Source organism: Arthrobacter sp. PAMC25564, from assembly GCF_004798705.1.
Classification (GTDB): Bacteria; Actinomycetota; Actinomycetes; order Actinomycetales; family Micrococcaceae; genus Arthrobacter.
Window position 1 is genome coordinate 2,840,476 of the sequence record NZ_CP039290.1, and the last position, 26,265, is coordinate 2,866,740.

The window sequence follows — 26,265 nt, forward strand, 5'->3', positions numbered from 1 at the left end:
GCCCCAGGGCTTTCGGTCAGCGCCTTCCGTCAGGGCTTTGGGCTGAAGCGGAAGTGCAGCTCAGTAATCCCGCGGCCCATCGTCCGGGAGGAGATCAGCTCCAGTGGCGGGGTCGGAGCCTGGACCGGAAGCACCTGCTTGCCGCTGCCCAGCACCACCGGGATGATCGAGACGATGAGCTCATCCAGCAGGCCGGCGTCCGCGAACTGCGCCGCCAGGACTCCCCCGCCGACGATCCAGACGTTCCGCGCCGCTGCCGCTTCCTTGAGGTCCCCGACGAATTCCCCCACGGGTCCGCGGACGAAGGTGATATCCGCGCCAGGCGGGGCCGGCAGCTCGTGGTGGGTGAAGACCCAGCAGGGCGTTGCGGGGTATGGCCAATTGCCGGGTTCGTGTTCCAACAGCCACGCGTAGGTCTCCCCGCCCATGACGATGCAGCCGACGTCGGCCATGAAGGCGTCGTAGCTCTCCTTGCCGCCCGCGAAACCGTCGAACTCGAGCAGCCACTCGAGCCTGTCATCGGCAGTGGCGATGAACCCGTCCAGGGAGGAGGCCACGAAGTATTGGAGACTCGACATGGCCCCAGCCTAGCCATTCCGGCCCGGGGTTCCCACGCCTATTTGCTGAAGTACGGAATGATCAGGTAGAGCCCGAAGAGGACGGCCATGCCGCACAGGCCGAAACACAGGTAGGCGAGCGGCCGGACCCAGGCCGGGTTGCTTTCCCGGACGTCGCCGGCGATCGCGGTCAGCCGGACGCCGAGCGAGTACAGGACCACAACCGTCACCGCCGATACGAGCGTCGCGCCGGCAACCGTGAGAAGTTCCAACCATTTCATCGCTGGGCATCCTTGTTCTTGCTGGGATCCTTGCCGGGCTTGCCGGCCGACTTCTTCTTGCGGAACTCCACGATCTGGCCCGCTTCCTCGACCTCGACGGCGTTGTGGTGGCCCACATGGGACTTCCGGGAATGCACGAACATGTAGGAGACAGCGGCCGTGCCTGCCACTGCCGCGATGACGACGCCGCCCACTCCGGTGTTGACGAGCAGGGCGGTGAGCGCGCCCACTATCCCGGCGGCCGGAAGAGTGAAGAGCCAGCCGACGGCGATCTTCCCGGCGGTGCCCCAGCGCACCGTGGTTCCCCGGCGCCCCATCCCGGAACCGATGACGGAGCCGGAGGCCACCTGGGTGGTGGACAAGGCAAAGCCCAGGTGTGAGGACGCCAGGATGGCAGAAGCCGTGCTGGCCTCGGCGGCGAAGCCCTGGGCGGGCTTGACCTCGGTGAGGCCTGCCCCCATGGTGCGGATGATCCGCCAGCCACCGGCGTAGGTGCCGATCGCGATGGCGAGGGCGCAGGCGCCGATGACCCACCATTGGGGGCCGGAGCCCGCGGCCTGGCTGCCTGCTGCGATCAGGACGAGCGTGATGATGCCCATGGTCTTCTGCGCGTCGTTGGTGCCGTGGGCAAGGGCCACGAGGCTGGAGGTGAAGATTTGGCCGGTACGGAAGCCGCCGCGCTTCTGGGTGAGCTTGTCGCCGGTTTCCGGGTTGTGCCGGGAGGTCAGGGCGTAAGCCAGCCTGGTGCACAGGTAGGCCACGCCGCCGGCGATGACCGGCGCAAAGACTGCCGGCAGGATGACCTTCTGGAGGACGGACGCGAAATTCACCGAGTCGATGCCGATGCCGGCAATGGCCGCGCCGATCAGGCCGCCGAAAAGGGCGTGCGAGGAACTCGAGGGCAGCCCCTTGAGCCAGGTGATCATGTTCCACAGAATGGCGCCCATCAGGCCCGCAAAGACCAACTCCGGCGAAATGTGGAAGCCGTCACCTTCGCGGATGATGCCGCCGGAGACTGTCTTGGCAACCTCGGTGGAGAGAAACGCCCCCACCAGGTTCAGCACGGCCGCCAGGGCCACCGCGGTCTTCGGTTTGATGGCACCGGTGGCGATGGGCGTGGCCATCGCGTTGGCGGTGTCATGGAATCCATTGGTGAAGTCGAAGAACAGCGCCAGCGCTATGACCAGCGCCACCATTACGGTGATTCCCACCTGTTGCCCAATCTGCAGAGTCGACGGTCAGCAGTTCCACTTCCCCGTTGCCGTCATGCCCCCCAGTGTTCATCTGGTGTTCGGATGAAGTGGCTTGCGGTCTACGGCAATGCAGCTTGAAACCCTATAGATCGTACGCGGGAAAGACGGCGCGGCAAAACAACCGACGGTCCCGCCGGAGATGCGGAATGCCGGGCACTTGTCCGGTGCCCGGCATTCCGTTTTTACGCTTCTTTCACCGCTTCACGGGCGGCGGGGGGGCGCCTCAGGCGGGGATGTGCGCCCGGCGTGCCGGGCTTTCCGCGGCGGGGATGCCCTCGCCGGTCTGGCCGTACAGCCAGTCGTTGTACTGGAAGTCGTTGTCCTTGCGGCTCTTGAACAGGAGGTTCCGCAGGGTCCGGGCCAGGCCGGAGACGTGCCAGGATTCGCCCCAGACGCGGGCGGTGCGCTGGACCCGGGCGGTGCGGCCGGCGCGGCGTGAGTTGAATTCACGGATGGCGTCGTCCCAGGCTGCCGGGTTGACCCCTTCCGCGGTGAAGACCGTGCCGTTGCTGACGTCCTGCAGCGCCGCGGCATCCTCGAGGGCCTGGCAGGCGCCCTGGGCGAGGTACTGCAGCATCGGGTGGGCGGCGTCGCCCATCAGGACCATCCGGCCGGCGACCCAGTTTTCGATCGGGTCGCGGTCGTACATGGGCCAGCGGATGCCGGTGGCCAGGTTCTTCAGTGCGGCCTGGACCTCGGGCACACAGTCCTTGTAGGCTGCCTCGAGTTCATCGACGCCGCCGTACTGTTCCTCACCGCGCTCGAAGGAGGGCGACTTGAACACGGCCACGGTGTTCAGCAGTTCACCCTTGCGCAGCGGGTACTGCACGAGGTGGCAATTCGGTCCGAGGTAGACGATGACGTCTTCCAGGTCGGCCTTCGGCGTGTTTTCGGTGATCGGAACGGTGCCGCGGTAGGCCACGTAGGCCGAGGGGACCGGCTCGTCGCTTGCCACCAGCGGGCGCAAGGTGGACTTCAGTCCGTCGGCGCCGATGACGACGTCGGCTGCGTAGTCCACGCCGGCTGCCGTGTGGGCGACGCCGCGGCCGTTGACGGTTTCCACGCTTTCGACCATAACGTCGTTCACGAGCTTGACGCCCGCAGCCTCACAGCCTTCGAGCAGGACGCGGTGGAGGTCGCTGCGGTGGATCACGACGTACGGTGCGCCGTAGCGTTCCTCGAATTCGTCGCCCAGGGTCTGGCGGGTGAGCTCTTCGCCGGTCACGGCATCGCGGAAGACGAGGTGCTTGGGCTGGACACCGATTTCCAGCGCCTTCTCCAGCAGGCCCCAGCGCCGCAGGACGCGGGAGGCGTTCGGCGCCATCTGCAGGCCCGCTCCGACCTCACCGAATTCGGGGGCCCGTTCCACGAGGGTCACGTTCGCGCCGTTTTCGCGCAGTGCGAGGGCACCGGCCAGTCCGGCCATTCCCCCTCCGATGACCAGGACATCGGTGGCCTTGGCGTGCTCAGACATTGCTAACTCCTTGTGAGGTTGTTGATTTTGACTTAAGGTTGATGCCGACCGCAGCCAGCAGTACCGCCGCGACAGCTGCTGCCGCGGCGAAGGCGAGGAAGTTCGAATTGACGCCCAGCCCGGCGGCCAGCAGGAGGCCTCCGACCTGGGGTGCTGCGACGGCTCCGATGCGGCCTACGCCCAGGGCCCAGCCGAGGGCGGTTCCGCGGAGGTGGCCGGGGTAATGGCTCGCAACGGCGGCGATGATGAGGCACTGCGTGCCGTGGGTGCCGACGCCGGCGAGGACGAGCATTAGGTACACGACGCCGACAGACGGTCCGGTGACGAGGACCACGAGGGCGGCTGCGGCGACGGCCGCCGCGGCGATCGCCGTCCGTACCGGACCGAAGCGGGTGCCGGCCCAGGCCGTGATGACCGAACCGGCCACGGCACCGAGGTTCAGGGCCAGGGCGAAGGTCAGGGCGGAGCCCAGATTGTAGCCTGCCAGCTGCATGAGGTTCGGCAGCCAGGTCCCCAGTCCGTACCAGGCGAACAAAGTGGCCAGCGTTGCCAGCGCGAAGAGCACGCTGATGCCCAGGTAGGGGGCGCGAAGCAGCGAGGAGAAGCCGGCCGGCTCCTTGATCTTCGTGGCGCCGCGGCTCGGGGCGAGTGTCTCGGGGAGGAAGCGCAGGCCCAGCGGGACGACCACGAGCAGGGCGACAACGGCAACGAGGAACATGGCCGGCCAGCCGAACGCGGGGATCAGCGGGATGCCGACGAGGGCCGCAATGGATCCGCCGATCGGGACGCCGGACATCATCAGCGTCGCGATGGTGGACCGCCATTTGGCGGGCACCAGCTCGGCGACAAGGGCGTTGGCTGAGGGCACGAGCCCACCGAGTCCAATCCCGGCGAGAAGGCGCATGGCACCGAAGAACGGCGCGTTCGGGGCGAACGCACAGAGGATCGTGAAGAACGAGAAGACAATGGCGCAGGCAAGGATGGTGCGGCGACGGCCCCAGGAGTCGGCCATCCGGCCGGCAAAGATCGCTCCGATCATCATGCCCAGGAAGGCCATGGATCCGATGGTGCCGGCGGTGGCCTTCGTCAGGCCCCAGCCGGTCTCAGAGATCAGCGACGACTGGACCGTGCCGTAGACGATGAGGTCGTAACCATCGAAAACCACGAGGAGCCAGCAGACAAGGACGGCAAGGGCGGACTGTCGCGAAAAACCGGATCCAGGTCCCTTGCCTGTGGCGGGCCCGGAGGCAAGCGGTGTTAGCTGCTCCGGCGCTGCAGCAGAAGGTTTGTGATTCATCCCACTACTGTCGTCTTCACCGCAGGTGAACCACAATACAATTCTGATGTGCAGAACAAGCCATCAGCCAGGATCTCCCGGAGACCCATCCAGAAGCGGCCCACCTATTCCATCGAAGCAGTGGACAACGCCCTGCAGCTCCTGCAGCTCCTGCGCGACGGCGGCGCCCTGCGGCTCAAGGACGCCGCCGCCGAGCTCGGGGTGGCACCGTCCACCGCGCACCGGCTGCTCGCCATGCTCGTCTACCGGGGCTTCGCCGTCCAGGATGAAACGCGCCGCTACGTTCCGGGCCCCGCAATGGGCGTGGGGCCGGCCGGACTCAGCTGGACCCGGCTGTTGCGCGGCCTCGCACTGCCCCACATGGAACTCCTCTCGGGCCGGCTCAATGAAACGGTCAACCTCATGGTCCGGGTGGGTACGAAAGTCCGGTTTCTGGCGACTGTCGAGGGAGACAATGTGCTCCGCGTGGGCGACCGGCAGGGAACTGTCCTGCCCGCCAACAAGACCTCCGGCGGCAAGGCCATGCTGGCCGACCTGGAACCGCCGATGCTCGAAAAGCTGTTCCGCAGCAACAGTGCTGATACTGGTGCCGATGCTATTCCGGAGGGCGAATACCCGGCATTCCTGCGCGAGCTGGACGCCATCCGCAGCAACGGTTTCGCCGCAAATTTCGAGGGCACCGAGGACGGCGTCAGTGCCCTCGGGATCGCGCTGCGCAACCGGCGCGGACAGGTCGTGGGGGCGCTCAGCGTCGCCACTCCGGCGACCCGCTTCCGCAGCGTTTTCGACGCCGGGCTGGTGGCCGCCATGCGTGAAACCTGCCGCCAGCTGGAGATCGAGATCGCAGCCAATCCCGCGGAGCCGGACTGATCCCGGCCCGGACCCGGGCGGTGATTCTGTTCTGCAGAATATGTTGGATGTCACACACCCGGCTCCGTAGAGTCGGCATACGCCTAAGAACCGTTCTGCAATAACCGAGGAGGTCCACGTGTCCATCAGCGCCGAGAACACCACGCATGAGTCAGTCGCCGCGCAGCACATCGCTGCGGAGCCGACGCCGGAGGAGGCTGCCCAGCTGGAGCAGCTGTACCAGGACTTTGAGTCCGAGAACCTGATCCCGCTGTGGACCGAGATCGCGGACCTGATGCCGATGGTCCCCACGCCCAAAGCCGTTCCGCACGTCTGGCGCTGGAACGATCTGTACCCGCTGGCCGCGCGCGCCGGTGACCTGGTGCCGGTGGGCCGGGGCGGGGAACGCCGTGCGATCGCCCTGGCGAATCCGGGCCTGGGCAAGACCCCGTACGCGACCCCCACGCTGTGGGCCGCGATCCAGTACCTCGGTGCCCGTGAGACCGCCCCGGAGCACCGCCACTCCCAGAACGCGTTCCGCTTCGTCGTCGAGGGCGAGGGCGTCTGGACCGTTGTGAACGGGGATCCGGTGCGGATGTCGCGCGGGGATTTCCTGCTGACCCCGGGCTGGAACTTCCACGGCCACCACAACGACACCGATGAGCCGATGGCGTGGATCGACGGCCTGGACATCCCGTTCGTGCACTACGCCGACGCCGGGTTCTTCGAGTTCGGCACCGAGCGGGTCACCGACGAGGCGACCCCGGACATCTCCCGTTCCGAGCGGCTCTGGGCGCACCCGGGCCTGCGCCCGCTCTCGGGCCTGGATGACACCACGAGCTCCCCCATCGCGGCGTACCGCTGGGAATACACCGACCGGGCCCTGGCCGAGCAGCTGCTGCTCGAGGACGAGGGCCACCCGGCCACGGTGTCCCAGGGCCACGCCGCGGTCCGCTACACCAACCCCACCACGGGCGGGGACGTGATGCCCACCATCCGGGCCGAGTTCCACCGCCTCCGCGCCGGGGCCGGCACCGAGACCGTCCGTGAGGTCGGTTCCAGTGTCTGGCAGGTCTTCGAAGGCACCGGCACGGTGGTCCTGAACGGGGAAACGAAGAACCTGGCCAAGGGTGACCTGTTCGTCGTCCCGTCCTGGGCCGCCTGGTCCCTTCAGGCGGACCTTCAGGCCGGGACGGAATTCGACCTGTTCCGCTTCAGCGACGCCCCCATTTTCGAACGCCTGAACTTCAACCGCACCTACATCGAAGGACGCAACAACAAATGAGACTCCTCACCCTCCGCACCAAGAACGGAACCAAGGCAGTGCGCCAGGACGGGACCACCCTGACCGAGATCGACGGCTTCGCCAACGTCGGGGAACTGCTCAACACCGCCGGCTGGGAGGCCACCGCGAAGGCCGCGGCCGGTGCCACGCACCCGCTTGAGGGCGCGGACCTGGACGCCGTCGTCCCGTTCCCGGGCAAGATCATCTGCGTCGGGCACAACTACCGCAACCACATCAAGGAAATGGGCCGGGAAGTCCCGGAGTACCCCACCCTGTTCGCCAAGTACCAGGAATCCCTGATCGGCCCGAACGATGACCTGGCCCTGCCGCAGGAATCGTCCACGGTCGACTGGGAATCCGAACTCGCCGTCGTGATCGGCAAGAAGGGCCGCCGGATCGCCGAAGCCGACGCCGCGGACCACATCGCCGGCTACGCCGTCCTGAACGACGTGTCCATGCGCGACTACCAGTTCCGCACCATCCAGTGGCTGCAGGGCAAGACCTGGGAGAAGTCCACCCCGTTCGGCCCCGCCCTGGTCACCAAGGACGAATTCAGCGGCGGCCTGATGACCACCGCGGTCGACGGCGAGATCCAGCAGCAGACCCCCACCAACGACGTCGTCTTCACCCCGGAATTCCTGGTCTCCTACATCTCCACCATCATCACCCTGAACCCCGGCGACGTCATCGCCACCGGCACCCCCGGAGGCGTGGGCCACGCCCAGGACCCCAAGCGCTACCTCCAGGAAGGCCAGCTCCTGGTCACCACCATCGAGGGACTGGGCCAGCTGAAGAACCGCGTCGTCAAGGAAGCCTGATGGTTGCACGCCACGACCAGACGACGGACCCCGAACTGCTCGCAGCCCTGCTGCAGGCACGCCGGGGCACCGCGTTCTTCGCCCGCAAGCTCAACGAACTCACCGACGCGGAGCTCGACGGCGATACGCTGCTGCCGGGCTGGACCCGCCGCCACATCACCGCGCACATCGGCTACAACGCCCGGGCCATCGCGCGCCTGGTCGAGTGGGCAGCCACCGGGGTGGAAACCCCGATGTACGCGTCCACGGACGTCCGGGACCACGAGATCAACTTCGGCGCCACCCTGTCCCCGATCGCGCTCCGGCACCTCTTCGACCACTCCGCCGTGCACCTGAACGTCGAATGGCGGGACCTGCCCGAGGACGCCTGGCACCACAAAGTGCGCACCATCCAGGGCCGCGAAGTCCCCGCCAGCGAAACCGTCTGGATGCGCAGCCGGGAAGTCTGGATGCACGCCGTGGACCTGGACAACGGCGCGAGGTTTGCCGACATCCCCGCCCCGGTCCTTGAACGCCTGCTCAAAGACATCACCGGCGCCTGGAAAACCCGCCGCACCGACACCGGGCTCGTGGTCAAGGTCACCGGCCAGGATCAGGAACTCACCTTCGGCGACACGACGGCCGAGTCCCCGACAGTGGTCTCCGGCCCGCTTCCCTCGGTCGTCGAATGGGCCGCCGGACGGGGCAACGGCGGCGTAACCGCCGCCGGACCCGCCGCGGACGCGGCCCAGGGTGCGGTTCCGGCAGCACCGAAGTGGATCTAGGCGGACTTTCCTAGGCCAGGCAGCATCCGGGCCGGGTCCCGAGACCGTTCAGGATACAAGGAAAGGCCCCTCATCGAGGGGGCTTTCCTTGTTGGGGCACCGGGTTTCGCGGCCCCGTCCGGCCTTCCGCGCTGGTGGGGGCGCCGGTCAGCCCTGATGCCGGTCAGGGGCCCTTCCGGCGTCGAGAATCCCTGCGATCTTTTCCTCCAGGGCCGCCACGGTCGCTTCGGGCAGAACAATCAGCCCGTCCAGTTCGCGCCGGGCCCGCTTGTAGGCAGTCTGCCGTTCGGCCGGTGTGGCGGCACCGTCGGAGGCGATCCGGAGCAGTTGCCGGGCCGTCGCCAGCCGCTGGCGTTCGGGTCCGGTGAAATTGCTGTCCTTGATCCGTTTGGCCTCCCGCTCGGCCACATCGAACGCCAGTTCGAAGCTGTTCACCGCCGCCCGGTACTCCGCCAGCCGGGCCGCCGACGCGATGTCTCCCGGGGCGGCGGGACGCAGCCCGTCGGCTTCCCGCTTGGCGCGCAGGAACGCAACCGTGAGCGGTTCGCGGACGTCCGTCATGACCGGATAGTCGATGAGTTTTCCCACATCCAGTTCGTAGTCGAGCCAGCGCCGGTTCACGGCATCGTGCGTTGCGATCAGCGCCAGGACCTCGGTCTGGCTCGCCTGCACCGCCTGCGTGGCCTGGTTGCGGAGCTGGTAGAGCTCCACCCGCCGCCGGTGCCGGCGTTCGCTGGCTTTGGACCAGGACCGCGCCCAGCCGCCGATCAGCCCGCTCATGGGGAAGACCAGCCACCAGTAGTGGCTGACAAAACTGAAAAAGGGGTCCACGCGTCCATCGTGCCACCGGCCGGGACGTGCCTCAAGGGAAACCTGGCACATTGCAAGGGGAGCCCCGGCTGTGCGGGGCTCCCCTTGCGTTGCTCAGGGTACTTCGGCGTCAGTCTTCGTCGTGCTTGACCTTGTGCACCCGGGTGACGATGGTGGGGCACGGGACGTTCAGCAGCACGGCATGGGCAGTGGAGCCGAGCACCATCCGGGAGAAGCCTCCCCGCCCGCGGCTGCCGATCACCAGCAGGCGCGCCTCCCGCGCGATGTCGACCAGGGCCTTGGCCGGCTCGGTATCCGTTTCGAGGCGCTGATGGACCACGAGGTCCGGATACTTGTCACCGAGTCCTGCCACCGATTCGGCGAGGACCACACGGTCCTCCTCGACGATGGTCTCGGCCAGCCCGCTCGAAGGCAGCTGATTCTCGACCCACCGGGCCGGGCTCCGGAAGGCAAGGACCACGGTCAGCTCATCGCCGCCACGGTCAGCTTCGGCGGCGGCGAAGGAGACGGCCTGGAGCGACTCCTCGGATCCGTCCACGCCGACGACGACTCCGTGGTCTCCCGTCCCGCGGGTGGTGGGGATGACGGCAACTGGGCTGGCCGAGGAGGAAACGACCTGCAGGGCGCGGTCCGTCATCGGGCCGCCGTCCAGCCAATGCCGGTCATGCGCCCCGACCACCACCATCGAGGCTTCCTTGGACGCTTCCCTGAGGGCGGCACCCGCGCTGCCGTGCCGCAACTGGATATCGACCTCCACACCGGGGACCTGCTCGCTGGCGCTGGCCTGCGCCTTTTGCAGCAGTTCCATCCCTGATTGCCTGATGAGTTCGTGGTATTGGAAGTCCGGGGACATCCAGCGGTCATCCACCGCGTGGATGGCGATGACCGGAACCTTGTGCTGGGAGGCACGCTGGAGGGCCCACGCCAAGGCGGCCTCGCTGCCCGCAGACCCGTTGATACCGACGACGATTGGTTTATTCATTCTGAATCCTGCTCTTCTCCATCGCGTGATCCGTGCATCAGCAGCACAACGGACTGCCGACACTTCAGTCTGGGCCGTCGGCAGGCAGCCGGTTAGGGCCTTAAGCCCCTCAAGCCACCCATCTGCGCGGGTAGCGCCGGCCTAGAAACCGGACGGCTCGGTCTCGAACTCGGGTTCCCGGGGCGGCTCCTCATGATGCACCGGCCGCAGGGCTGCCGTGCGTTCGAGCCAGATCAAGGCATCGTAGCGCTCCCCCATCCGGGTGGGGACGTAGTTCCCGAGTTCCCGCTCCGGCTGATACACCACCCCGATCGCCCGGTGGCCGAGCCAGGTCGAGAGCCATGGGCCGGACCGGTCGTCGCTGAACTCGAGGACCGCGGGCACACCAAGGGCTTCATGCAGGAAGTCCTCGTGGCTGCCCGGACGGGCGGGCGGCACCGGGAGGATCCGCTCCGGACGGCCCCAGGCGTCCGCGGCGATCACCTCGCCGCGGTGGGCGGCGAACCCCACCAGCATCACGCCTTCGCCGGCGTGCCGTTCGCGCAGGAGCTGGCCCACATTCACGAGGCCGTCCTGGGCCATGTCGGTGGCCCGGGCATCCCCGACGTGGGTATTGTGCTCCCAGATGAGACCCTTGGACCCGGCGCCCAGGTGGTGGCTGAGCCGGTCGATGGTGTCCGCCATGTGGTGGTCCCTGATATTCCAGGACTGGCGGTCGCCACGGACCATGACGCGGTAGTAGTGCTCCGCGTTGGCTGCCACCTCGGCATTCTGGACGGTGTCAAAGGCCTCCTCGTCGTGGGCCCCGGGGCTGAACGCCCGGTTCCTGACCTCCGTCAGGAGGCCGACGACGTCGGCCTCGCAGGACTCCGGGACCAGCCGGGTGTTCCAGGCATATTCGTGCGGGTCCTCGTGGTGCGGCAGGAAGCACTGCCAGGCGCGCATGGCCGCCGGGACGGCGTCGGGCTCATGCTGCTCAAGCCAGCCGATGATTTCCCGCAGGGAATCCCACAGCGAATAGACGTCCAGTCCGTAGAAACCGACCCGCCGGGCCATCGGACGGCCGGCGTTCCAGGTGCGCAGCCAGTCCAGGAAGCCCGCCACCTCCTCATTGGCCCACATCCAGGTCGGCCAGCGTTCAAAGCCGGCGAGCAGGGCGTGGACACCCTGGTCCTGGCTGCCTTGGCCGCGGACCCAGCGGTTGATGCGCCAGCAGTCCGGCCAGTCCCCCTCGACTCCGATCCAGTTGTAGCCCTGCTCCTCGATGAGCCGCCGGCTGAGCGTGGCCCGCCAGGTATAGAACTCGTGGGTCCCGTGGGAGGCCTCACCCATCGCGACGAAGCGGCAGTCCGCGGCACGCCGCACGAGCCCGTCCAGGTCCCGGTCGGTCTTCAGGGGCCGGGCGAGGGCGTGGATCTCCTGCAGCACGGAGGTTTTCGTGACCGCCCCGGGCTTCATCGCGGATCCCCGATGGAGATGGTCTCCAGGTGCTCGGGCACTCTGGCCCGCCAGCCGAGTTCCCGTTTGATCCGGATCCGGAGGGCGTCCGAGGCTTCCGGCTCGCCATGCGTGATGTAGGTCATGCGGGGCTCTTTCTCTGCGGCTTTCAGCCAGGCGATGACACCGTCGGCGTCGGCGTGGGCGGACAGGCTTTCCATCTGGACCACTTCGGCGCGGATCCTGACATCCTCGCCGTAGATGCGGAGCTCGCGCCCGCCGGCTGCAAGGCTCGCGCCGCGGGTTCCCCCGGCCTGGTAGCCGCTGAGGATGATGGCGTTCTTCGGATCCGGGCCGTACGCGGCGATGTGGTGCAGGATCCTGCCGCCGGTGAGCATGCCGCTGGCCGAAATGATGATCATCGGACCGCCCCGGAGATTCAGGAGCTTGGACTCATCCACCGTGCGCGTGAGTTTGGCCAGCTTGTACATGTTCTCGTATTCATCCCGTTTGAGGTGGTGTTCCTCGGGGTGCCGCTGGTACATCCCGGAGGCATCGATGGCCATGGGGCTGTTCAGGTAAACCGGGATGTCCGGGATTGCATTCTTCCTCCGGAGCCTGGACAGATACAGCAGCAGCGTCTCGGCCCTGCCGACGGCGAACGCGGCGAACATGATGACTCCGCCCCGCTTCGCGACCCGGTTGATGATTTCGCCCAGCTGCTGCTCCGGGTCCTCGGTGGAGTGTTTCCGGTTCCCATAGGTGGATTCCGTCACCAGCACGCCGGTCTCGACGAGCGGGCGCGGCGGATACATGAACGGGTCGTCCGCCCGCCCCAGATCGCCGGTGAAATGCACGGACTGCGAGCCCATCTGCACGTGGACCTGCGAGGCCCCCAGGATGTGACCGGCGGGCAGGAAGGTCATTTCCATGCCGCCGCCGAGCTCCAGCGGGTCGTCAAAGCCCTGGATCCTGAAGCTGTTCAGGGACTTCACGGCATCAGCCGCGGTGTAGAGTGGAAGCGGCGGGCTGTGCCTGGACGATTCCCGATGGAAGGCATAGCGGGCCTCCTCCTCCTGCAGGTGTCCGCTGTCGGGGAGGATGAGCTTGCAGAGTTCGGTGGTGCCCTCCGTGGCGTACACAGGTCCGCCGAAACCGTCGCGGACCAGCGCGGGAACGTAGCCGGTGTGGTCCAGGTGCGCATGGGTCAGGACAACTGCGTCGATGGAATGCGGCGGGACGGGAAAAGGGACCCGGTTACGCTCGCGGCTGCGTTTGTAGCCTTGGAAGAGTCCGCAGTCGACCAGCACGCGTTTGCCCCCGGCTTCGATCAGGTACCGGGAACCGGTGACGGTATCGGTGGCTCCGAGGAACCGGAGGCTCGGCTGTTCTTGTTTCATGGTGCTCCCGTTCCGCTGCCCGTGTCCGTCCGGCAACGGGCTGCCAGAGCCACGACGGGTGCATGGACGAGAACGCGTTTGACTTGTGCATCGCGACTTACCCTCAAGCTTCCGCCTCCGCCGTGACCGCCCCTAGGGCCGAAAGTCACGTTCGCGAACCGCTCCTGCTCACGGATAGGATTTCCGGATAGGCTTTTTCGGGCGCAAAGCCGGAAACAGACTCCGGCGGACGCAGCGGCAAGGACGCACGATGAGCAGGAAATGCAGCAGGGGAACACCAGCCCCTGGGCGCACCGGGGCTGACCGCCCCTGGACGGTCCACTACGGCACGGGTGTTCCCACGGACCTCAAACTTCCCGAGGGTTCCCTCGTGGACCTGATGGACGCCTCCGTCCGGCGCTACGGGTCCCGGACGGCGTTGGAATTCTTCGGGGCCCGGACCAGCTACCGCGAGCTCGGCGTGTTGATCAGGAGGGCAGCCGCCGGGCTGAAGAAGCTGGGCGTCAAAGCCGGGGACCGTGTGGCCCTCGTCCTGCCGAACTGCCCGCAACACATCATCGCCTTCCATGCGGTGCTGCGCCTGGGAGCGGTGGCTGTGGAACACAACCCGCTCTATACGGACCGCGAACTGCGCCACCTGTTCGAGGACCACGGCGCCACCGTGGCGATCGTCTGGGACAAGGCAGTGGAACGGGTCCGGCTACTGCCCGCCGACGTCGGGGTCCGGAGCATTGTTTCGGTGGAACTGATCCCGGCGATGCCGCTGCTGCAGCGGTTGGCGCTGCGGCTTCCGGTGCCCGCGGCCCGCAAGGCACGTGCTGCCCTCTCCGTCGGGAAGCATGCACCCACGGCCCACACGGCGCCGGCCCCCCGCACGGTGCTGCGCTGGAAGGAGCTCCTCAAAGCCGGCGAGCTGAAGAACAAGCACCCCCGTCCCGCGGCCCAGGACCTCGCCGTCCTCCAGTACACCTCCGGCACCACCGGCCAGCCCAAGGGCGCCATGCTCAGCCATGCCAATCTGCGGGCCAACGCCGCGCAGGGCCGGGCCTGGGTGCCGGGGCTCCGCGACGGCAGCGAAACCGTCTACGCGGTGCTGCCCATGTTCCACGCCTACGGGCTGACCCTCTGCATGACCTTTGCACTGAGCATCGGCGCGAAGCTCGTGTTGTTCCCCAAGTTCGACGTCGACCTCGTGCTGAAGGCGCTCAGGAAGTCACCGGCCACCTTCCTGCCGGCGGTGCCGCCGATCTATGACCGGATCGCCGCCGCGGCGGCGGAGCGCGGCGTCGGGCTGGGCAGCATCCGCTTCTCCATTTCCGGGGCCATGAACCTTCCGACGTCGACGGTGGAGGCCTGGGAGAAGGCGACCGGCGGGTACCTCATCGAAGGCTACGGGCTGACGGAAACCTCCCCCATCGCCCTCGGCAATCCCTTCGGTCCCAGCCGGAAACCGGGAACCGTCGGGGTGCCGTTTCCGCTGACCGACATCCGCGTCGTGGACCCGCAGAACGTGCTGACCGACCGTGCCCCGGGCGAGGAAGGCGAGCTCCTGATCCGCGGGCCGCAGGTTTTCGCCGGCTACTGGAACCGGCCGGAGGAGACCGAGGAGGTCCTGCTCGAAGGCGGATGGTTCCGCACCGGCGACATCGTCTCGGTGGACAAGGACTGTTTCGTCACCATCAGGGACCGGATCAAGGAACTGATCATCACCGGAGGGTTCAACGTCTCGCCCTCCGAGGTGGAGGACGTCCTCGCAGGGTACCCGGGCATCGCCGAGGTCTCGGTGGTCGGCCTGCCCCGTCCCGGCGGCGGCGAGGACGTGGTGGCCGCCGTCGTCGCGTCCGCCGGGACCACGGTTGATGCGCACGCGCTGCTGGCCTTTGCCCGCAAGCATCTCGCGGCGTACAAGGTGCCGCGCCGGGTGGAAGTCCTGGAGGTGCTCCCGCGCTCGCTCATCGGCAAGGTCCTGCGCCGTGAAATCAGGGACGCCCTCGTGGCGGGGCGCTGAACCGGGTGACTACTGCTGCCTCACGGCCGCGCCGGGATTGAGTCTCGCGATTTCGGTCGACAAGACAGTGGCGAATCCGCACCAGAGGGCGTACGGGGCCAAGGACACTCCGGCGGTCCGGTTCAACCGGTACGTCCGCCGCACCAGGTCGGCGCTGCTCGCCGTCAGCACGGCACACTCCGCCGCGGCCAGCCACGGCCGGCGGGCACGCCAGAAAAGCCAGCTCCACGTCGCATTGAGAACGAGGTTGGCGGCCAGGGCACCCCGGTAGGCGCGGATCTGCTGCCGCCTGGACTCGCCGCCGGGAGCGTCTATCGCAGCTGTGCTGTCCAGGGCGACGGCGGAACTCACGGCGAGGTCCGCGTAGAGTGCTGTCCACACCACGGGAAAGGCAATGGCGGACGGCTGCCAATCGGGTTTGCGCAGCCGCCGGTACCAGCGGCTCTCCGGATCCGTCGCTGCCCCGCCGGCCGCCGCCGTCACTGCGGTCGCAGCCGCCGTCCACACCACGGTCATCAGTTTCATCGCTGCTCCTCTGTTCGCATCGTTGTCGCCGTCTCCAGGCGCAGGATCCCGGCGGACCCCGCTCACCACGGCAGCCCCGCGTACCGCACATGCTACGGAACTGCCGCGCCGCCGTCGACGGCAAAACCCTTGCGGCACTCCGGCACAGCTGATAGGCCTGTAACAGGCCAAAGGGTCGGGTGCGTAGTGGTAGATAAGCGCCGGCCTGAACCGTCGGTGGTTGCAGAAGGGAAGTTCACGTGACTCGTAAGACTCCTCAGGTCGAGGAACCGTCCGAGAAAGAGCTTGTTGTCGGGAACGGGCCGAAGAGCTGGGCCGCGGGCGTCCCGGGCGTATACCACTCCATGAAGCCGGCGATCGAGCAGATGGGGCTGAACCGGACCCGCAAAACCGTTATGGCCATGAACCAGAAGCACGGCTTCGACTGCCCAAGCTGCGCGTGGCCGGACCCGAACCACCGCAAGGCCTTCGAATTCTGTGAAAACGGAGCAAAAGCCGTCACGTGGGAGGCGACGCCGGTGGTCATCGCCCACGAGTTCTGGGCGGAGCATTCCGTGAGCGAGCTGCGGAGCCGCTCCGAGTACTGGCTGGGCATGCAGGGCCGCCTCACGGAGCCGGTCCACAAGCCGGCCGGTGAGGACCATTACAAGCCGGTCACCTGGCCCGAAGCGATCCGGATCATCGCGGACAAGCTCAAGAGCCTGGACTCACCTGACGAGGCTGCCTTTTATACCAGCGGCCGGACGTCGAACGAGGCCGCCTTCCTCTACCAGCTGCTGGTCCGCGGCTACGGCACCAACAACCTGCCGGACTGCTCCAACATGTGCCACGAATCCTCGGGCTGGGCCATGGGCCAGACCATCGGCATCGGCAAGGCCACCGTCAACTTCGACGACTACGCCAACGCGGACCTGATCATCGTCATGGGCCAGAACCCGGGAACCAATCACCCCCGGATGATGACCGAGCTTGAGAACTGCAAGCACAACGGCGGCAAGATCGTCGCCGTCAATCCGCTGCCCGAGGCCGGCCTGCGCCGGTACAAGAATCCGCAGCAGGTCAACGGAGTCATCGGCCACGGCGTCCAGATCGCGGACCAATTCCTTCAGATCCGGATCGGCGGCGACATGGCGCTGCTGCAGGCCGTGTCCAAGCGCGTCCTCGATGCCGAGGCAAAGAACCCCGGGAAGGTCCTGGACCACGCGTTCCTGGCAGAACACTGTGAGGGACTTGAGGAGCTCAAGGAGCACCTGGCCGGGCTGGATGAGCGCGCCGTACTGGAAGCCACGGGCCTGCGCAGCGAGGACATCGATGAGGTCGCCGCCCGCTACCTCAAGGCTGAGAAAGTCATCATCACCTGGGCCATGGGGATCACCCAGCAGAAGAAGGGCGTGGCCACCATCAAGGAGATTATCAACCTCCTGCTGCTCCGCGGCAACATCGGCAAGCCCGGCGCCGGCGCGTCCCCCATCCGGGGCCACAGCAACGTCCAAGGCGACCGCACCATGGGCATCTGGGAGCAGATGCCGCAGTCCTTTATGGAAGCCCTCGGCAAGGAGTTCGGCTTCGAGCCGCCCCGGGAACACGGCGTGGACGCCGTGGAAACCATCAACAGGATGCGCGACGGCAGGATCAAAGCTTTCGTGGCGCTCGGCGGCAACTTCGTCGGCGCCATCTCGGACACGAACGCCGCTGAAGCGGCCATGCAGAACACCGAACTGTCCGTACAGATCTCCACGAAACTCAACCGGTCCCACACGGTGACCGGCGCGGAAGCCCTGATCCTGCCCACGATGGGCCGGAGCGAGATCGATGTCCAGGAGTCGGGGCCACAATTCGTGTCGGTGGAGGACACCGTCTGCGCCGTGCACCCCTCCTGGGGCAGCGTTGAACCGGTTTCACACCAACTCCTCTCCGAACCGGCCATCGTCAGCCGGCTCGGCAAGGCGCTGGTCGGTGACACGGTCCAGGCCGACTGGGACGGTTTCGAGAAGAACTACGACCTGATCCGGGACCACATCTCGCGGGTCGTCGGCGGCTGCGAGGACTACAACGAGCGGATCCGGCAGGAAGGTGGCTTCATCCTGGCGAACGGGCCGCGGGATTCCCGCACCTTCCCCACACCGACGGGCAAGGCAGTGCTGACCGTCAACTGGCTGGAACACGTGGAGAAGCCGGAAGGCACGCTGATCCTGCAGAGCATGCGCTCCCACGACCAGTTCAACACCACCATCTACTCGCATAACGACCGCTACCGGGGCATCAAGAAGGGCCGCCATGTCGTGTTCGTGAACCCGGAGGACATCGCCGAACTCGGCCTTGCCGACGGGCAGTATGTCGATATCCGCGGCGTATACGAGGACGGCGAGGAACGCGTGGTCCGCAAGTTCCGGTTGGTTTCCTACCCCACCGCCCGCGGCTGCGCGGCCGCCTACTACCCGGAGGCCAACGTGCTGGTGCCGCTGAACCACACGGCCGAAGGCAGCAACACTCCAGTCTCAAAGGCGGTGATTGTCCGGCTCGAACCCAGCAAGGACCAGACCCCGGACGGTCCGGCCAGCCTGGCATCCGGCGCGGCCCAGGCACGGTAGGGCCGCCCGCTCCACGGGACATGCCCAGTCCAGACCGCGGGCAATGGACATATTGCCAACATGTCCATTCCCGGGTCCGAAGGGAGGGCATGTCCCGAGGAGGCTGGCTGCCGCTATTGGGCCCGCTTGGCCCAGCCCTCTTCGTCAGGGCCGCCGGACTCGCCGTGCTCGCACAACTCAATGACCTTGTCTGCAGCGGCATAGACGGCGTCCTGCGTGCTCTTCCGGCCGTGGGTCGAGGCGGTGCCCGCGGCGTAGCCGACGATGAAGGCACTGATCGCATCCGCGTGCGGCCCCACGGCTTTCAGCGACTCGTCCGCGACCTGGACGATCTTCCCGTGGTCCACTTCCAGGTCAAGGATCTGCAATGCCTGGATCAGGCGGGCGCTCCAGTGCCGCAGCGAACTGTCTTCGTCCCGGGGCAACGTCATTTTTACTCCTCTTCACAGGGTGCGTCAGTCGGTTAGCGTTCCCCACAAGGGTTAGCACCGACCGCGGTGTTGTGCAATGCTCCACGGCGGCTCCCGTCCTCAGCTCCACAGCGCGACGTGGAACTTCGAACCCCGGCGCTCGAGCCCCCGCGAACCGCCCGGGGCGACCATCGCGGCGGTCGCGTCGGCAGTGCCGGCGAAGCGCTGCAGCGTCTGCGCCATCGTGGTGGTCCGGTGGTGGTCCAGGGTGCTCGCCCACCACAGGCCTGTGACCGGTGTCCCGACGACGGGCAGCCGGACGAGGACCCCGCCCTGGAACTCGGCCCGGACAATGTGGCCGAGCGCCAGCATGATGCCCTCCCCCGCCCGGACCGCAGCCAAGGCTTCCGTCTCGCTGCTGAGCCGGATGACCTCCGGCGCCACCCCCATTGACGCCAGCCAGCGTCCCTCCTCCGAGCTGTCCTGGATCCCCGCCGGTCCGGCAAACCACGGCCGGTCCAGCAGCCGGGCCACGGAGACCGGTCCGTGCGGCCGGGCCAGCGGATGCCCCGCGGCCGCGACCAGGGCTCGCTGGTAGCGCAGGAACGGAACGCACTCCAGGCCCGGCTTGCTCACGGCCGTACCCGCCGGCGCGCTCGGACGGGCACCCAGGGCGATGTCGTACGCGCGTTCCTGCAGGAGTGAGGCAAGGTCCTCGGCGGACTCGACCACGACGTCCACCGAAGCGCCGGGGGCACGCTTGGTGAAGAGGTCCAGCAGCCGGCCGGCCGCGTGCTCGGCGAACGGCGCTGTCGCAGCGATCTTCAGCCGTCCGGCGTCGTTCTGGGCGTGGGAAACTTCCCAGCGGGCCTGGTCCGCCAGCCCGACGATGTCCTGGGCATGGTCGGCCAGCGCCCGGCCGCCGGGGGTCAGTGCTATGCCTCCCCCGGCGCGCACGAAGAGCGGATCACCAAGGTCCTGCCGGAGCGCCGTCAAAGCAGCGGACACCGCCGGTTCGCTGACGCCGAGGGCCTCCGCGGCAGCGTGCAGCGAGCCCAGCCGGGCGACGAGGGCGAACGTGCGGAGCTGGCTCAATGTCATCGACACGGCGTCATAACCTTTCGCTTATGACGATATTGACACTCCGTATCAGGCGGGGCAAGACTGGCCTGAAATCGGCGCTGCGCGACGTTGCCAGCGCCCTGGCGTGAGGTGGGACTATGCAGATTCCGGCTCCTTTCGACTATGTGCGGGCCACTTCGGTGGACAACGCCCTGGAACTCCTCTCGCGCCACGGCACGGAGTCACGGGTCGTGGCCGGGGGCCACAGCCTCCTGCCGATGATGAAGCTCCGGCTCTCCCGGCCCGAGTGGCTGATCGATATCAACGACCTGTACGAACTCGACTTCATCCTGCGCGACGGCGACACCCTGCGCGTCGGTGCGCTGACGCGGCACACGACGCTCCTGGAGTCGGATGAAATCGCGGCGCTCTTTCCCATCGTCCGTGACGCCGAAGCCGTGATTGCCGATCCGATCGTCCGGAACCGCGGGACCATCGGCGGATCGCTCTGCCAGGCTGACCCGGCCGAGGACCTGTCCACGGTCTGCGATGTGCTGGGCGCGGAAGCCGTGGTCCGGGGGCCGGCCGGCGAGCGCATCCTGGCGATGGCTGACTTCCACCGCGGACCGTATGAAACGGCGGTGGGCCAGGACGAGCTGCTGTGTGAGCTCCGCTTCCCGATCCATCCCCGTTCCGGCAGCGCCTACGAAAAGGTCGAACGCCGGGTGGGCGACTGGGCCGTCGGCGCCGCGGGCGCGTCCGTGACCCTCGCGGCGGACGGCACCATCGCCGAGGCCGCTGTCGGACTCACAGCTCTCGGGCTCGGCCACACCGTCGCCGAGGCCGCAGGGCTGCTCCGCGGCCAGCAGCCCCGAGAGGAACTTTTTGTGGAGGCCGGACGCCTTGCCGCGGCAGCCTGCAACCCGGTGTCCGACCAGCGCGGCCCGATTGACTACAAACGGCATCTCGCCGACGAACTCACCCGGCGGGTGCTGCGGCAAGCCTGCGCCCGCGCCGCCCGGACCCAGGAAGGCTGAAGCGGATGCAGATCAGCATGACCGTCAACGGCAACGAAGTCACGTCCGACATTGAGCCCCGCGTGCTCCTGGTCCACTACATCCGCGAGGTCCTCGGACTGACCGGTACCCACTGGGGATGCGATACCAGCAACTGCGGGACCTGCGTGGTCCTGATGGACGGCCAGCCGGTGAAGTCCTGCACCGTCCTCGCGGCGATGGCTGCCGGACATGACATCCGCACGGTCGAGGGACTGGCCAGCGGCGCAACCCTGGACCCGGTCCAGCAGGGCTTCATGGAGGAGCACGGGCTGCAGTGCGGTTTCTGCACCCCCGGGATGATGCTGACCGCCCGCGCCCTGCTCGATAAGAACCCGCACCCGGACGCCACCGAGATCCGGCAGGCCATTTCAGGCCAGATTTGCCGGTGCACCGGCTACGCCACGATCGTCCGCTCGGTACAGTGGGCGGCTGCCCACCCGGCCGGCGTCACCGCGGCCGCGGACACCGCGGCCACAGCCGAAGAGGCACAGGACACAGAGGTGAAGGCATGACCGTCATCCACGACCGGCCGTCGAATCCGGCTGCCGGCGACGAGGACCGCCCGATCGGCTACGGCCGGATCCAGCGCAAGGAAGACCCGCGCTTTGTCCGCGGCAAGGGCCACTACGTGGACGATATTGTCCTGCCCGGCATGCTGCACGGCGCCATCCTGCGGGCTCCGGTGGCGCACGCCCGGCTCGTGTCCATCGATACCACCAACGCCCTGGCGCATCCCAAGGTGGTGGCCGTCATCACCGGCAAGGACCTGCTCGGCCTGAAGCTCGCGTGGGCGCCGACGCTCTCCGCGGATGTCCAGGCCGTCCTGGTCACGGACAAGGTGCGCTTCCAGGGCCAGGAGGTCGCCTTCGTCGTGGCGGAGGACCGCTACGCCGCCCGCGACGCGCTGGAGCTGATCGACGTCGAATACGATGTCCTGCCCCCGGTCATCGACGCCCGCAAGGCGCTCGACCCGGACGCTCCGGTGATCCGCGACGACATCGAGGGCCGGACGGACAACCACATCTTTGACTGGGAAATGGGCGACAAGGCCGCAACCGAGGCAGTCTTCGCCTCCGCCGACGTCGTGGTCAGCCAGGAGATGGTGTACCCGCGGGTCCACCCCGCGCCGATGGAGACCTGCGGCGCCGTCGCCGATTTCGACGCGGTCAGCGGAAAACTGACCCTCTACGAGACCACCCAGGCCCCGCACGCCCACCGCACCCTGTTCGCGATTGTCGCCGGCATCCCCGAGCACAAGATCCGGATCGTCTCCCCCGATATTGGAGGCGGCTTCGGCAACAAGGTCGGCATCTACCCCGGCTACATCCTCGCCGTCGTCGGCTCAATCGTCACCGGCCGCCCGGTCAAATGGGTGGAGGACCGCTCCGAGAACCTGATGTCCACCTCCTTCGCCCGGGACTACATCATGCAAGGCGAGATCGCGGCCACCAAGGACGGCAGGATCCTCGCCCTGCGCACCCACGTGCTGGCCGACCACGGCGCCTTCAACGCCACCGCCCAGCCCACCAAGAACCCGGCCGGCTTCTTCTCCATCTTCACCGGAAGCTACGACCTCAAAGCCGCGTACTGCTCCGTCACGGGCGTCTACACGAACAAGGCGCCGGGCGGCGTCGCCTATGCCTGTTCCTTCCGCGTCACGGAGGCCGTCTACCTCGTTGAGCGGATGGTGGACATCCTGGCCCGCAAACTCGGAATGGACCCGGCGGAGCTCCGGCTCAAGAACTTTATCAAGCCCGAGCAGTTTCCCTACACCAATCAGACCGGCTGGGTGTACGACTCCGGCAACTACGAACCCGCCATGCGGCTGTCCATGCAGCTGGCCGGCTATGACGAGCTCCGCCGCGAGCAGCAGGAGAGGCGCGGGCGCGGGGAACTCATGGGCATCGGGGTCTCCTTCTTCACGGAAGTCGTGGGAGCCGGCCCCCGGAAGCACTTCGACATCGTTGGCCTCGGCATGGCCGACGGCGCCGAACTGCGCGTCCACCCCACAGGCAAGGCCGTCGTCCGCCTCTCGGTGCAAAGCCAGGGCCAGGGCCACGAAACCACCTTCGCCCAGATCGTGGCCGAGGAACTCGGCATCCCGCCGGAGGACATCGACGTCGTCCACGGCGACACCGACCAGACACCGTTCGGCCTCGGCACGTACGGGAGCCGCTCGACGCCGGTGAGCGGCGGCGCCGTCGCCCTCGTCGCCCGCAAGGTGCGGGAGAAAGCGAAGCTGATCGCGGCGGCCATGCTGGAGACCCGGGCGGAAGACCTCGAGTGGGAGAAGGGCCGCTGGTTCGTCAAGGGCGATCCCAGCGCAGGGAAGACCATCTCGGAAATCGCCATGGCTGCCCACGGCACCATGACGCTGCCCGAGGGGGTCGACGGCAACCTCGACGCCGAGGTCACGTATGACCCGCCGAACCTGACGTTCCCGTTCGGAGCCTACATCTGTGTGGTCGACATCGATCCGGGCACCGGGCACGTCAAGGTCCGCCGCTTCATCGCGGTGGATGACTGCGGTACCCGGATCAACCCGATGATCATCGAGGGCCAGGTGCACGGCGGACTCACCGACGGCGTCGGGATGGCCCTGATGGAGATCATCGAGTTCGACGCCGAGGGAAACTGCCTGGGCGGGTCGTTCATGGACTACCTGATCCCCACCGCGATGGAAGTGCCGGACTGGGAAACCGGTTTCACCGTCACCCCGTCACCGCACCACCCCATCGGAGCCAAAGGCATCGGCGAGTCCGCCACCGTCGGCTCGCCCCCGGCCATCGTGAACGCCGTCGTCGACGCGTTGGCACCCTACGGGGTGGTCCACATGGACATGCCCTGCACCCCGGCCCGCGTCTGGGCCGCCATGCAGGGCCACGCAAGGCCGCCGATCTGACATGACGCCGACTGCAGACTCCCTTGCGGCCCGGGCGAACGAGCTCGCCTCCCGCCGCGAGCCGTTCGTGCACGCCATCGTGGTCCGCGCCCAGCACCCCACCAGCGCCCATGCCGGGGACACGGCCCTGATCCTGCCAAGCGGCGAGATCCAGGGTTTCGTCGGCGGGAACTGCGTCGAGTCCTCGGTGCGGGAGTACAGCCTGCGGGTCCTGGCATCGCAGGAACCCCTGCTGCTGCGCATTATCCCCGGCGAGCCGTCCCGCAGCGCCGAGGAAGGCGCGGTCGAGGTCTCCAACCCGTGCCTGAGCGGCGGGGCCATCGAGATCTTCCTCGAGCCACACATCCCGGCGCCCAGGGTTCTGGTTGTCGGCACCACGCCGGTGGCCCAGGCCCTGGAGACACTCGGCTCCGGCGTCGGCCTGGCCGTGGAACTCACCGACGGGGAATCAGCAGCGCCGCGGGCCGACGATGCGGCGCTGATTGTGGCCTCGCACGGCAAAGCGGAGGAAGCCGCGCTCGAGGCCGCCCTGCGTGCCGGAGTGCCGTATGTCGCGCTGGTGGCCAGCAGCACGCGGGGCGCCGCGGTGCTGGAATCCCTCGACGTCGACCCGTGGCAGCGCGCCCGCGTCTTCACCCCGGCCGGCCTGCAGCTGGGCGCCCGCACCCCCGGCGAAATCGCGCTCGCGATCCTGGCCCAGCTCATCCAGGAGCGGGCGAAGTCCCGGCACGCCGCCCCGGCGCCTGCGACCGTGCCGGCGACGGCGATCGACCCCGTCTGCGGCATGACCGTCGCCGCCGTGGAAGCCTCGCTGCAGCTCGAGCACAACGGTGCCACCGTGTACTTCTGCTCGTCCGGCTGCCGTGCGGCCTTCCGCAAAGATCCGGAGCGCTATGCCCTCACCCTCTGAACGCCCGCCCACAATGCACCGGACGGCAGGGCTGATCCTGGCGGCCGGCGCGTCGCTGCGGCTGGGCCGGCCCAAGCAGCTGCTCCCCTACGGCCACGGCGTCCTCCTCGACGCCGTGCTGGCGACCGCCCGGGACTGCGGCTTCGACCAGACCGTGCTGGCCCTGGGAGGTGCAGCCGGGGAAGTGCAGCGCACGGTCGACACCAGCGGCTGCGAGATCGTGCTCAACCCGGACTTCGGCGAGGGCTGTTCGTCCTCGATCGCCGCCGGCATCGGCGTGCTCCACCCGGACACGGACGCCGTGGTCCTCCTGCTGGGTGACCAGCCGGGAGTCCGTGCCGTCAACGCCCGGGCGGTCCTCGCGCTGCTGTCCACCGGGGAGGCTGCCGGGGAGGCCAGCGGCGGCCATGGCGCCCCGGGCATCGCCGTCTGCCGCTACGACGACGGCGTCGGCCACCCCATGGCATTCACCCGCCGGATGCTCCCGGAGCTTGCCGCCCTGCACGGCGACAAGGCAGTCTGGAAGCTGCTGGAGCAGCGGGCGGACGACGTCGTCGAACTACCCGTTCCGGGCCCCGTCCCGCCGGACGTCGACACGGAAGAGGACTACCGCCGGGTCCTGGCCGGACTGGAGGGCACGCCGTGAACACGGCGGCGCGGACCGGCGCGGAGGAGGACGTGCAGCGCCGGATCCCGGATGTCCCGTCACTGATGGCCGCGCTCGACAGCAGCGACTACCTGGCCGACGTCGGACTGGCCACAGCGCTGTTCCTGGCCGTCCGGCTGCCGCAGCCCATCCTGCTCGAGGGCGAGGCCGGCGTCGGCAAGACCGAGGCGGCAAAGGCCCTGGCCGGGCTGCTGGACACGCCGCTGTACCGGCTGCAGTGCTACGAGGGAATCGACGCCGGCGAGGCCCTCTACGAATGGAACCACCAGCGGCAGCTGCTCGGAATCCGCCTGGCGGAAGTCCGGGACGCCGCCGTCACCGAAACCGACCTCTTCGGCCCGGAATACCTGCTGCGCCGGCCGCTGCTGCAGGCGATCGAACATCCCGGTCCGCGGCCCGCGGTCCTCCTGCTGGATGAGATCGACCGCGCCGATGCCGAGTTCGAGGCCTTCACCTTCGAACTGCTCGCCGAGGCCGCGGTCACCATCCCGGAGCTGGGCACCATCCGGGCCACCCACCCGCCAATCGTCATCCTTACCTCCAACCGGACGCGGGACCTGCACGACGCCCTGACCCGGCGCTGCCTCTATCACTGGATCGACTACCCCGGCCCGGAACGGATCGCGGAGATTGTGCGTCGCCGCGTGCCGGCCAGCAGCGGCCCGCTGGCCCTGCAGGCCGCCGCGGTGATCACCAGGCTGCGCACCCTGGACCTCGCCAAACCGCCGGGGATCTCCGAGGCCATCGACTGGGTCTCCGCCCTCGCCGTGCTGGGCATCGGACACATAGACGCCACGACGGCGGAACGGACCCTCGGCTCGATCGTCAAGAACCGCGACGACCTGGAACTGGTCGGCGCCCGCGGGGCCGACTGGCTCGTGGCCGGCACGGGCGGGTGAGCCCC

Annotated in this window: 24 protein-coding genes; 12 read left to right on the plus strand and 12 right to left on the minus strand. The window is 67.9% G+C overall.

The genetic code is table 11. From position 1 onward, the window contains the following. Nucleotides 1-29 precede the first annotated feature (29 nt). The 5 genes from E5206_RS13285 to E5206_RS13305 form a co-directional block, all read right to left on the minus strand. A complete protein-coding gene (locus E5206_RS13285) occupies nucleotides 30-578 on the minus strand; it encodes a dihydrofolate reductase family protein (protein ID WP_136322897.1) in 549 nt (182 codons plus the stop codon). A gap of 38 nt (nucleotides 579-616) precedes the next feature. Beyond that, complete coding sequence (locus E5206_RS13290) at nucleotides 617-838, minus strand: hypothetical protein (protein WP_136322898.1); 222 nt, start codon at nucleotides 836-838, stop codon at nucleotides 617-619. Then, nucleotides 835-2,049, minus strand: coding sequence for an inorganic phosphate transporter (locus tag E5206_RS13295; RefSeq protein ID WP_136322899.1), 1,215 nt, complete (start codon nucleotides 2,047-2,049; stop codon nucleotides 835-837). The genes E5206_RS13290 and E5206_RS13295 overlap by 4 nt, the downstream gene beginning before the upstream one ends. Before the next feature lie 265 nt (nucleotides 2,050-2,314). Then, complete coding sequence (locus E5206_RS13300) at nucleotides 2,315-3,565, minus strand: FAD-dependent oxidoreductase (protein ID WP_136322900.1); 1,251 nt, start codon at nucleotides 3,563-3,565, stop codon at nucleotides 2,315-2,317. Beyond that, nucleotides 3,558-4,862 (minus strand): aromatic acid/H+ symport family MFS transporter, encoded by a 1,305-nt coding sequence (locus E5206_RS13305; protein WP_136322901.1) that lies wholly within the window; start codon nucleotides 4,860-4,862, stop codon nucleotides 3,558-3,560. The genes E5206_RS13300 and E5206_RS13305 overlap by 8 nt, the downstream gene beginning before the upstream one ends. Before the next feature lie 48 nt (nucleotides 4,863-4,910). Between E5206_RS13305 and E5206_RS13310 the strand changes: the two genes are divergently transcribed. From E5206_RS13310 to E5206_RS13325, 4 genes are all read left to right on the plus strand, one after another. Continuing rightward, nucleotides 4,911-5,732: an IclR family transcriptional regulator gene (locus E5206_RS13310; RefSeq protein WP_136322902.1), complete on the plus strand. Its 822-nt coding sequence runs from the start codon at nucleotides 4,911-4,913 to the stop codon at nucleotides 5,730-5,732. 118 nt (nucleotides 5,733-5,850) lie between these two features. Then, on the plus strand, nucleotides 5,851-6,996 hold the full coding sequence (locus tag E5206_RS13315) for a cupin domain-containing protein (protein ID WP_136322903.1): 1,146 nt from the start codon (nucleotides 5,851-5,853) through the stop codon (nucleotides 6,994-6,996). Next, a complete protein-coding gene (locus E5206_RS13320) occupies nucleotides 6,993-7,814 on the plus strand; it encodes a fumarylacetoacetate hydrolase family protein (protein ID WP_136322904.1) in 822 nt (273 codons plus the stop codon). The genes E5206_RS13315 and E5206_RS13320 overlap by 4 nt, the downstream gene beginning before the upstream one ends. After that, on the plus strand, nucleotides 7,814-8,578 hold the full coding sequence (locus E5206_RS13325) for a maleylpyruvate isomerase family mycothiol-dependent enzyme (protein ID WP_136322905.1): 765 nt from the start codon (nucleotides 7,814-7,816) through the stop codon (nucleotides 8,576-8,578). Before E5206_RS13320 ends, E5206_RS13325 begins: the two co-directional genes overlap by 1 nt. Before the next feature lie 147 nt (nucleotides 8,579-8,725). Here E5206_RS13325 and E5206_RS13330 read toward each other — a convergent pair whose 3' ends face one another. The 4 genes from E5206_RS13330 to E5206_RS13345 form a co-directional block, all read right to left on the minus strand. Beyond that, entirely contained in the window at nucleotides 8,726-9,409 is a 684-nt protein-coding gene (locus tag E5206_RS13330) for a hypothetical protein (RefSeq protein ID WP_136322906.1), read from the minus strand. A 109-nt stretch (nucleotides 9,410-9,518) separates the two neighbouring features. Then, a complete protein-coding gene (locus E5206_RS13335; RefSeq protein WP_136322907.1) occupies nucleotides 9,519-10,391 on the minus strand; it encodes a universal stress protein in 873 nt (290 codons plus the stop codon). A gap of 141 nt (nucleotides 10,392-10,532) precedes the next feature. After that, a complete protein-coding gene (locus E5206_RS13340; RefSeq protein ID WP_136322908.1) occupies nucleotides 10,533-11,849 on the minus strand; it encodes an erythromycin esterase family protein in 1,317 nt (438 codons plus the stop codon). Next, nucleotides 11,846-13,228: an MBL fold metallo-hydrolase gene (locus E5206_RS13345; RefSeq protein ID WP_136322909.1), complete on the minus strand. Its 1,383-nt coding sequence runs from the start codon at nucleotides 13,226-13,228 to the stop codon at nucleotides 11,846-11,848. The genes E5206_RS13340 and E5206_RS13345 overlap by 4 nt, the downstream gene beginning before the upstream one ends. Nucleotides 13,229-13,478: 250 nt before the next feature. Between E5206_RS13345 and E5206_RS13350 the strand changes: the two genes are divergently transcribed. After that, nucleotides 13,479-15,236 carry a long-chain-fatty-acid--CoA ligase gene (locus E5206_RS13350; protein WP_136322910.1) on the plus strand — a complete coding sequence of 586 codons (1,758 nt, stop codon included), beginning with the start codon at nucleotides 13,479-13,481 and terminating at the stop codon, nucleotides 15,234-15,236. A gap of 9 nt (nucleotides 15,237-15,245) precedes the next feature. Here the strand turns inward: E5206_RS13350 and E5206_RS13355 are convergent, their stop codons facing one another. After that, nucleotides 15,246-15,761, minus strand: a complete 516-nt coding sequence (locus E5206_RS13355; protein WP_136322911.1) for a TspO/MBR family protein — start codon at nucleotides 15,759-15,761, stop codon at nucleotides 15,246-15,248. 239 nt (nucleotides 15,762-16,000) lie between these two features. Between E5206_RS13355 and E5206_RS13360 the strand changes: the two genes are divergently transcribed. Further along, nucleotides 16,001-18,352 (plus strand): FdhF/YdeP family oxidoreductase, encoded by a 2,352-nt coding sequence (locus E5206_RS13360; protein ID WP_136322912.1) that lies wholly within the window; start codon nucleotides 16,001-16,003, stop codon nucleotides 18,350-18,352. Between the two features lie 113 nt (nucleotides 18,353-18,465). Here E5206_RS13360 and E5206_RS13365 read toward each other — a convergent pair whose 3' ends face one another. Beyond that, on the minus strand, nucleotides 18,466-18,783 hold the full coding sequence (locus E5206_RS13365) for a DUF6457 domain-containing protein (RefSeq protein WP_136322913.1): 318 nt from the start codon (nucleotides 18,781-18,783) through the stop codon (nucleotides 18,466-18,468). A 99-nt stretch (nucleotides 18,784-18,882) separates the two neighbouring features. Beyond that, a complete protein-coding gene (locus tag E5206_RS13370) occupies nucleotides 18,883-19,863 on the minus strand; it encodes a LysR family transcriptional regulator (RefSeq protein WP_136324137.1) in 981 nt (326 codons plus the stop codon). 119 nt (nucleotides 19,864-19,982) lie between these two features. Between E5206_RS13370 and E5206_RS13375 the strand changes: the two genes are divergently transcribed. From E5206_RS13375 to E5206_RS13400, 6 genes are read left to right on the plus strand one after another with little or no spacing between them, the layout of a single operon-like run. Beyond that, nucleotides 19,983-20,861 carry a xanthine dehydrogenase family protein subunit M gene (locus tag E5206_RS13375; protein WP_136322914.1) on the plus strand — a complete coding sequence of 293 codons (879 nt, stop codon included), beginning with the start codon at nucleotides 19,983-19,985 and terminating at the stop codon, nucleotides 20,859-20,861. Nucleotides 20,862-20,866: 5 nt separating this feature from the next. Further along, nucleotides 20,867-21,394, plus strand: coding sequence for a (2Fe-2S)-binding protein (locus tag E5206_RS13380; protein ID WP_136322915.1), 528 nt, complete (start codon nucleotides 20,867-20,869; stop codon nucleotides 21,392-21,394). Further along, entirely contained in the window at nucleotides 21,391-23,784 is a 2,394-nt protein-coding gene (locus E5206_RS13385) for an aerobic carbon-monoxide dehydrogenase large subunit (protein ID WP_136322916.1), read from the plus strand. The genes E5206_RS13380 and E5206_RS13385 overlap by 4 nt, the downstream gene beginning before the upstream one ends. A gap of 1 nt (nucleotide 23,785) precedes the next feature. Then, on the plus strand, nucleotides 23,786-24,694 hold the full coding sequence (locus tag E5206_RS13390) for an XdhC family protein (RefSeq protein WP_136322917.1): 909 nt from the start codon (nucleotides 23,786-23,788) through the stop codon (nucleotides 24,692-24,694). Beyond that, nucleotides 24,678-25,340, plus strand: coding sequence for a nucleotidyltransferase family protein (locus E5206_RS13395; protein ID WP_205759925.1), 663 nt, complete (start codon nucleotides 24,678-24,680; stop codon nucleotides 25,338-25,340). Before E5206_RS13390 ends, E5206_RS13395 begins: the two co-directional genes overlap by 17 nt. After that, nucleotides 25,337-26,260 carry a MoxR family ATPase gene (locus tag E5206_RS13400; RefSeq protein ID WP_205759926.1) on the plus strand — a complete coding sequence of 308 codons (924 nt, stop codon included), beginning with the start codon at nucleotides 25,337-25,339 and terminating at the stop codon, nucleotides 26,258-26,260. The genes E5206_RS13395 and E5206_RS13400 overlap by 4 nt, the downstream gene beginning before the upstream one ends. Nucleotides 26,261-26,265: the final 5 nt, after the last annotated feature.

Coding starts and splice junctions, on each gene's coding strand:
- E5206_RS13380 (WP_136322915.1), top strand. CDS start 20,867: ATGCAGATCAGCATGACCGTCAACGGCAACGAAGTCACGTCCGACATT.
- E5206_RS13345 (WP_136322909.1), bottom strand. CDS start 13,228: ATGAAACAAGAACAGCCGAGCCTCCGGTTCCTCGGAGCCACCGATACC.
- E5206_RS13370 (WP_136324137.1), bottom strand. CDS start 19,863: ATGACATTGAGCCAGCTCCGCACGTTCGCCCTCGTCGCCCGGCTGGGC.
- E5206_RS13290 (WP_136322898.1), bottom strand. CDS start 838: ATGAAATGGTTGGAACTTCTCACGGTTGCCGGCGCGACGCTCGTATCG.
- E5206_RS13375 (WP_136322914.1), top strand. CDS start 19,983: ATGCAGATTCCGGCTCCTTTCGACTATGTGCGGGCCACTTCGGTGGAC.
- E5206_RS13300 (WP_136322900.1), bottom strand. CDS start 3,565: ATGTCTGAGCACGCCAAGGCCACCGATGTCCTGGTCATCGGAGGGGGA.
- E5206_RS13390 (WP_136322917.1), top strand. CDS start 23,786: ATGACGCCGACTGCAGACTCCCTTGCGGCCCGGGCGAACGAGCTCGCC.
- E5206_RS13320 (WP_136322904.1), top strand. CDS start 6,993: ATGAGACTCCTCACCCTCCGCACCAAGAACGGAACCAAGGCAGTGCGC.
- E5206_RS13385 (WP_136322916.1), top strand. CDS start 21,391: ATGACCGTCATCCACGACCGGCCGTCGAATCCGGCTGCCGGCGACGAG.
- E5206_RS13395 (WP_205759925.1), top strand. CDS start 24,678: ATGCCCTCACCCTCTGAACGCCCGCCCACAATGCACCGGACGGCAGGG.
- E5206_RS13365 (WP_136322913.1), bottom strand. CDS start 18,783: ATGACGTTGCCCCGGGACGAAGACAGTTCGCTGCGGCACTGGAGCGCC.
- E5206_RS13325 (WP_136322905.1), top strand. CDS start 7,814: ATGGTTGCACGCCACGACCAGACGACGGACCCCGAACTGCTCGCAGCC.
- E5206_RS13285 (WP_136322897.1), bottom strand. CDS start 578: ATGTCGAGTCTCCAATACTTCGTGGCCTCCTCCCTGGACGGGTTCATC.
- E5206_RS13305 (WP_136322901.1), bottom strand. CDS start 4,862: ATGAATCACAAACCTTCTGCTGCAGCGCCGGAGCAGCTAACACCGCTT.
- E5206_RS13355 (WP_136322911.1), bottom strand. CDS start 15,761: ATGAAACTGATGACCGTGGTGTGGACGGCGGCTGCGACCGCAGTGACG.
- E5206_RS13350 (WP_136322910.1), top strand. CDS start 13,479: ATGAGCAGGAAATGCAGCAGGGGAACACCAGCCCCTGGGCGCACCGGG.
- E5206_RS13335 (WP_136322907.1), bottom strand. CDS start 10,391: ATGAATAAACCAATCGTCGTCGGTATCAACGGGTCTGCGGGCAGCGAG.
- E5206_RS13340 (WP_136322908.1), bottom strand. CDS start 11,849: ATGAAGCCCGGGGCGGTCACGAAAACCTCCGTGCTGCAGGAGATCCAC.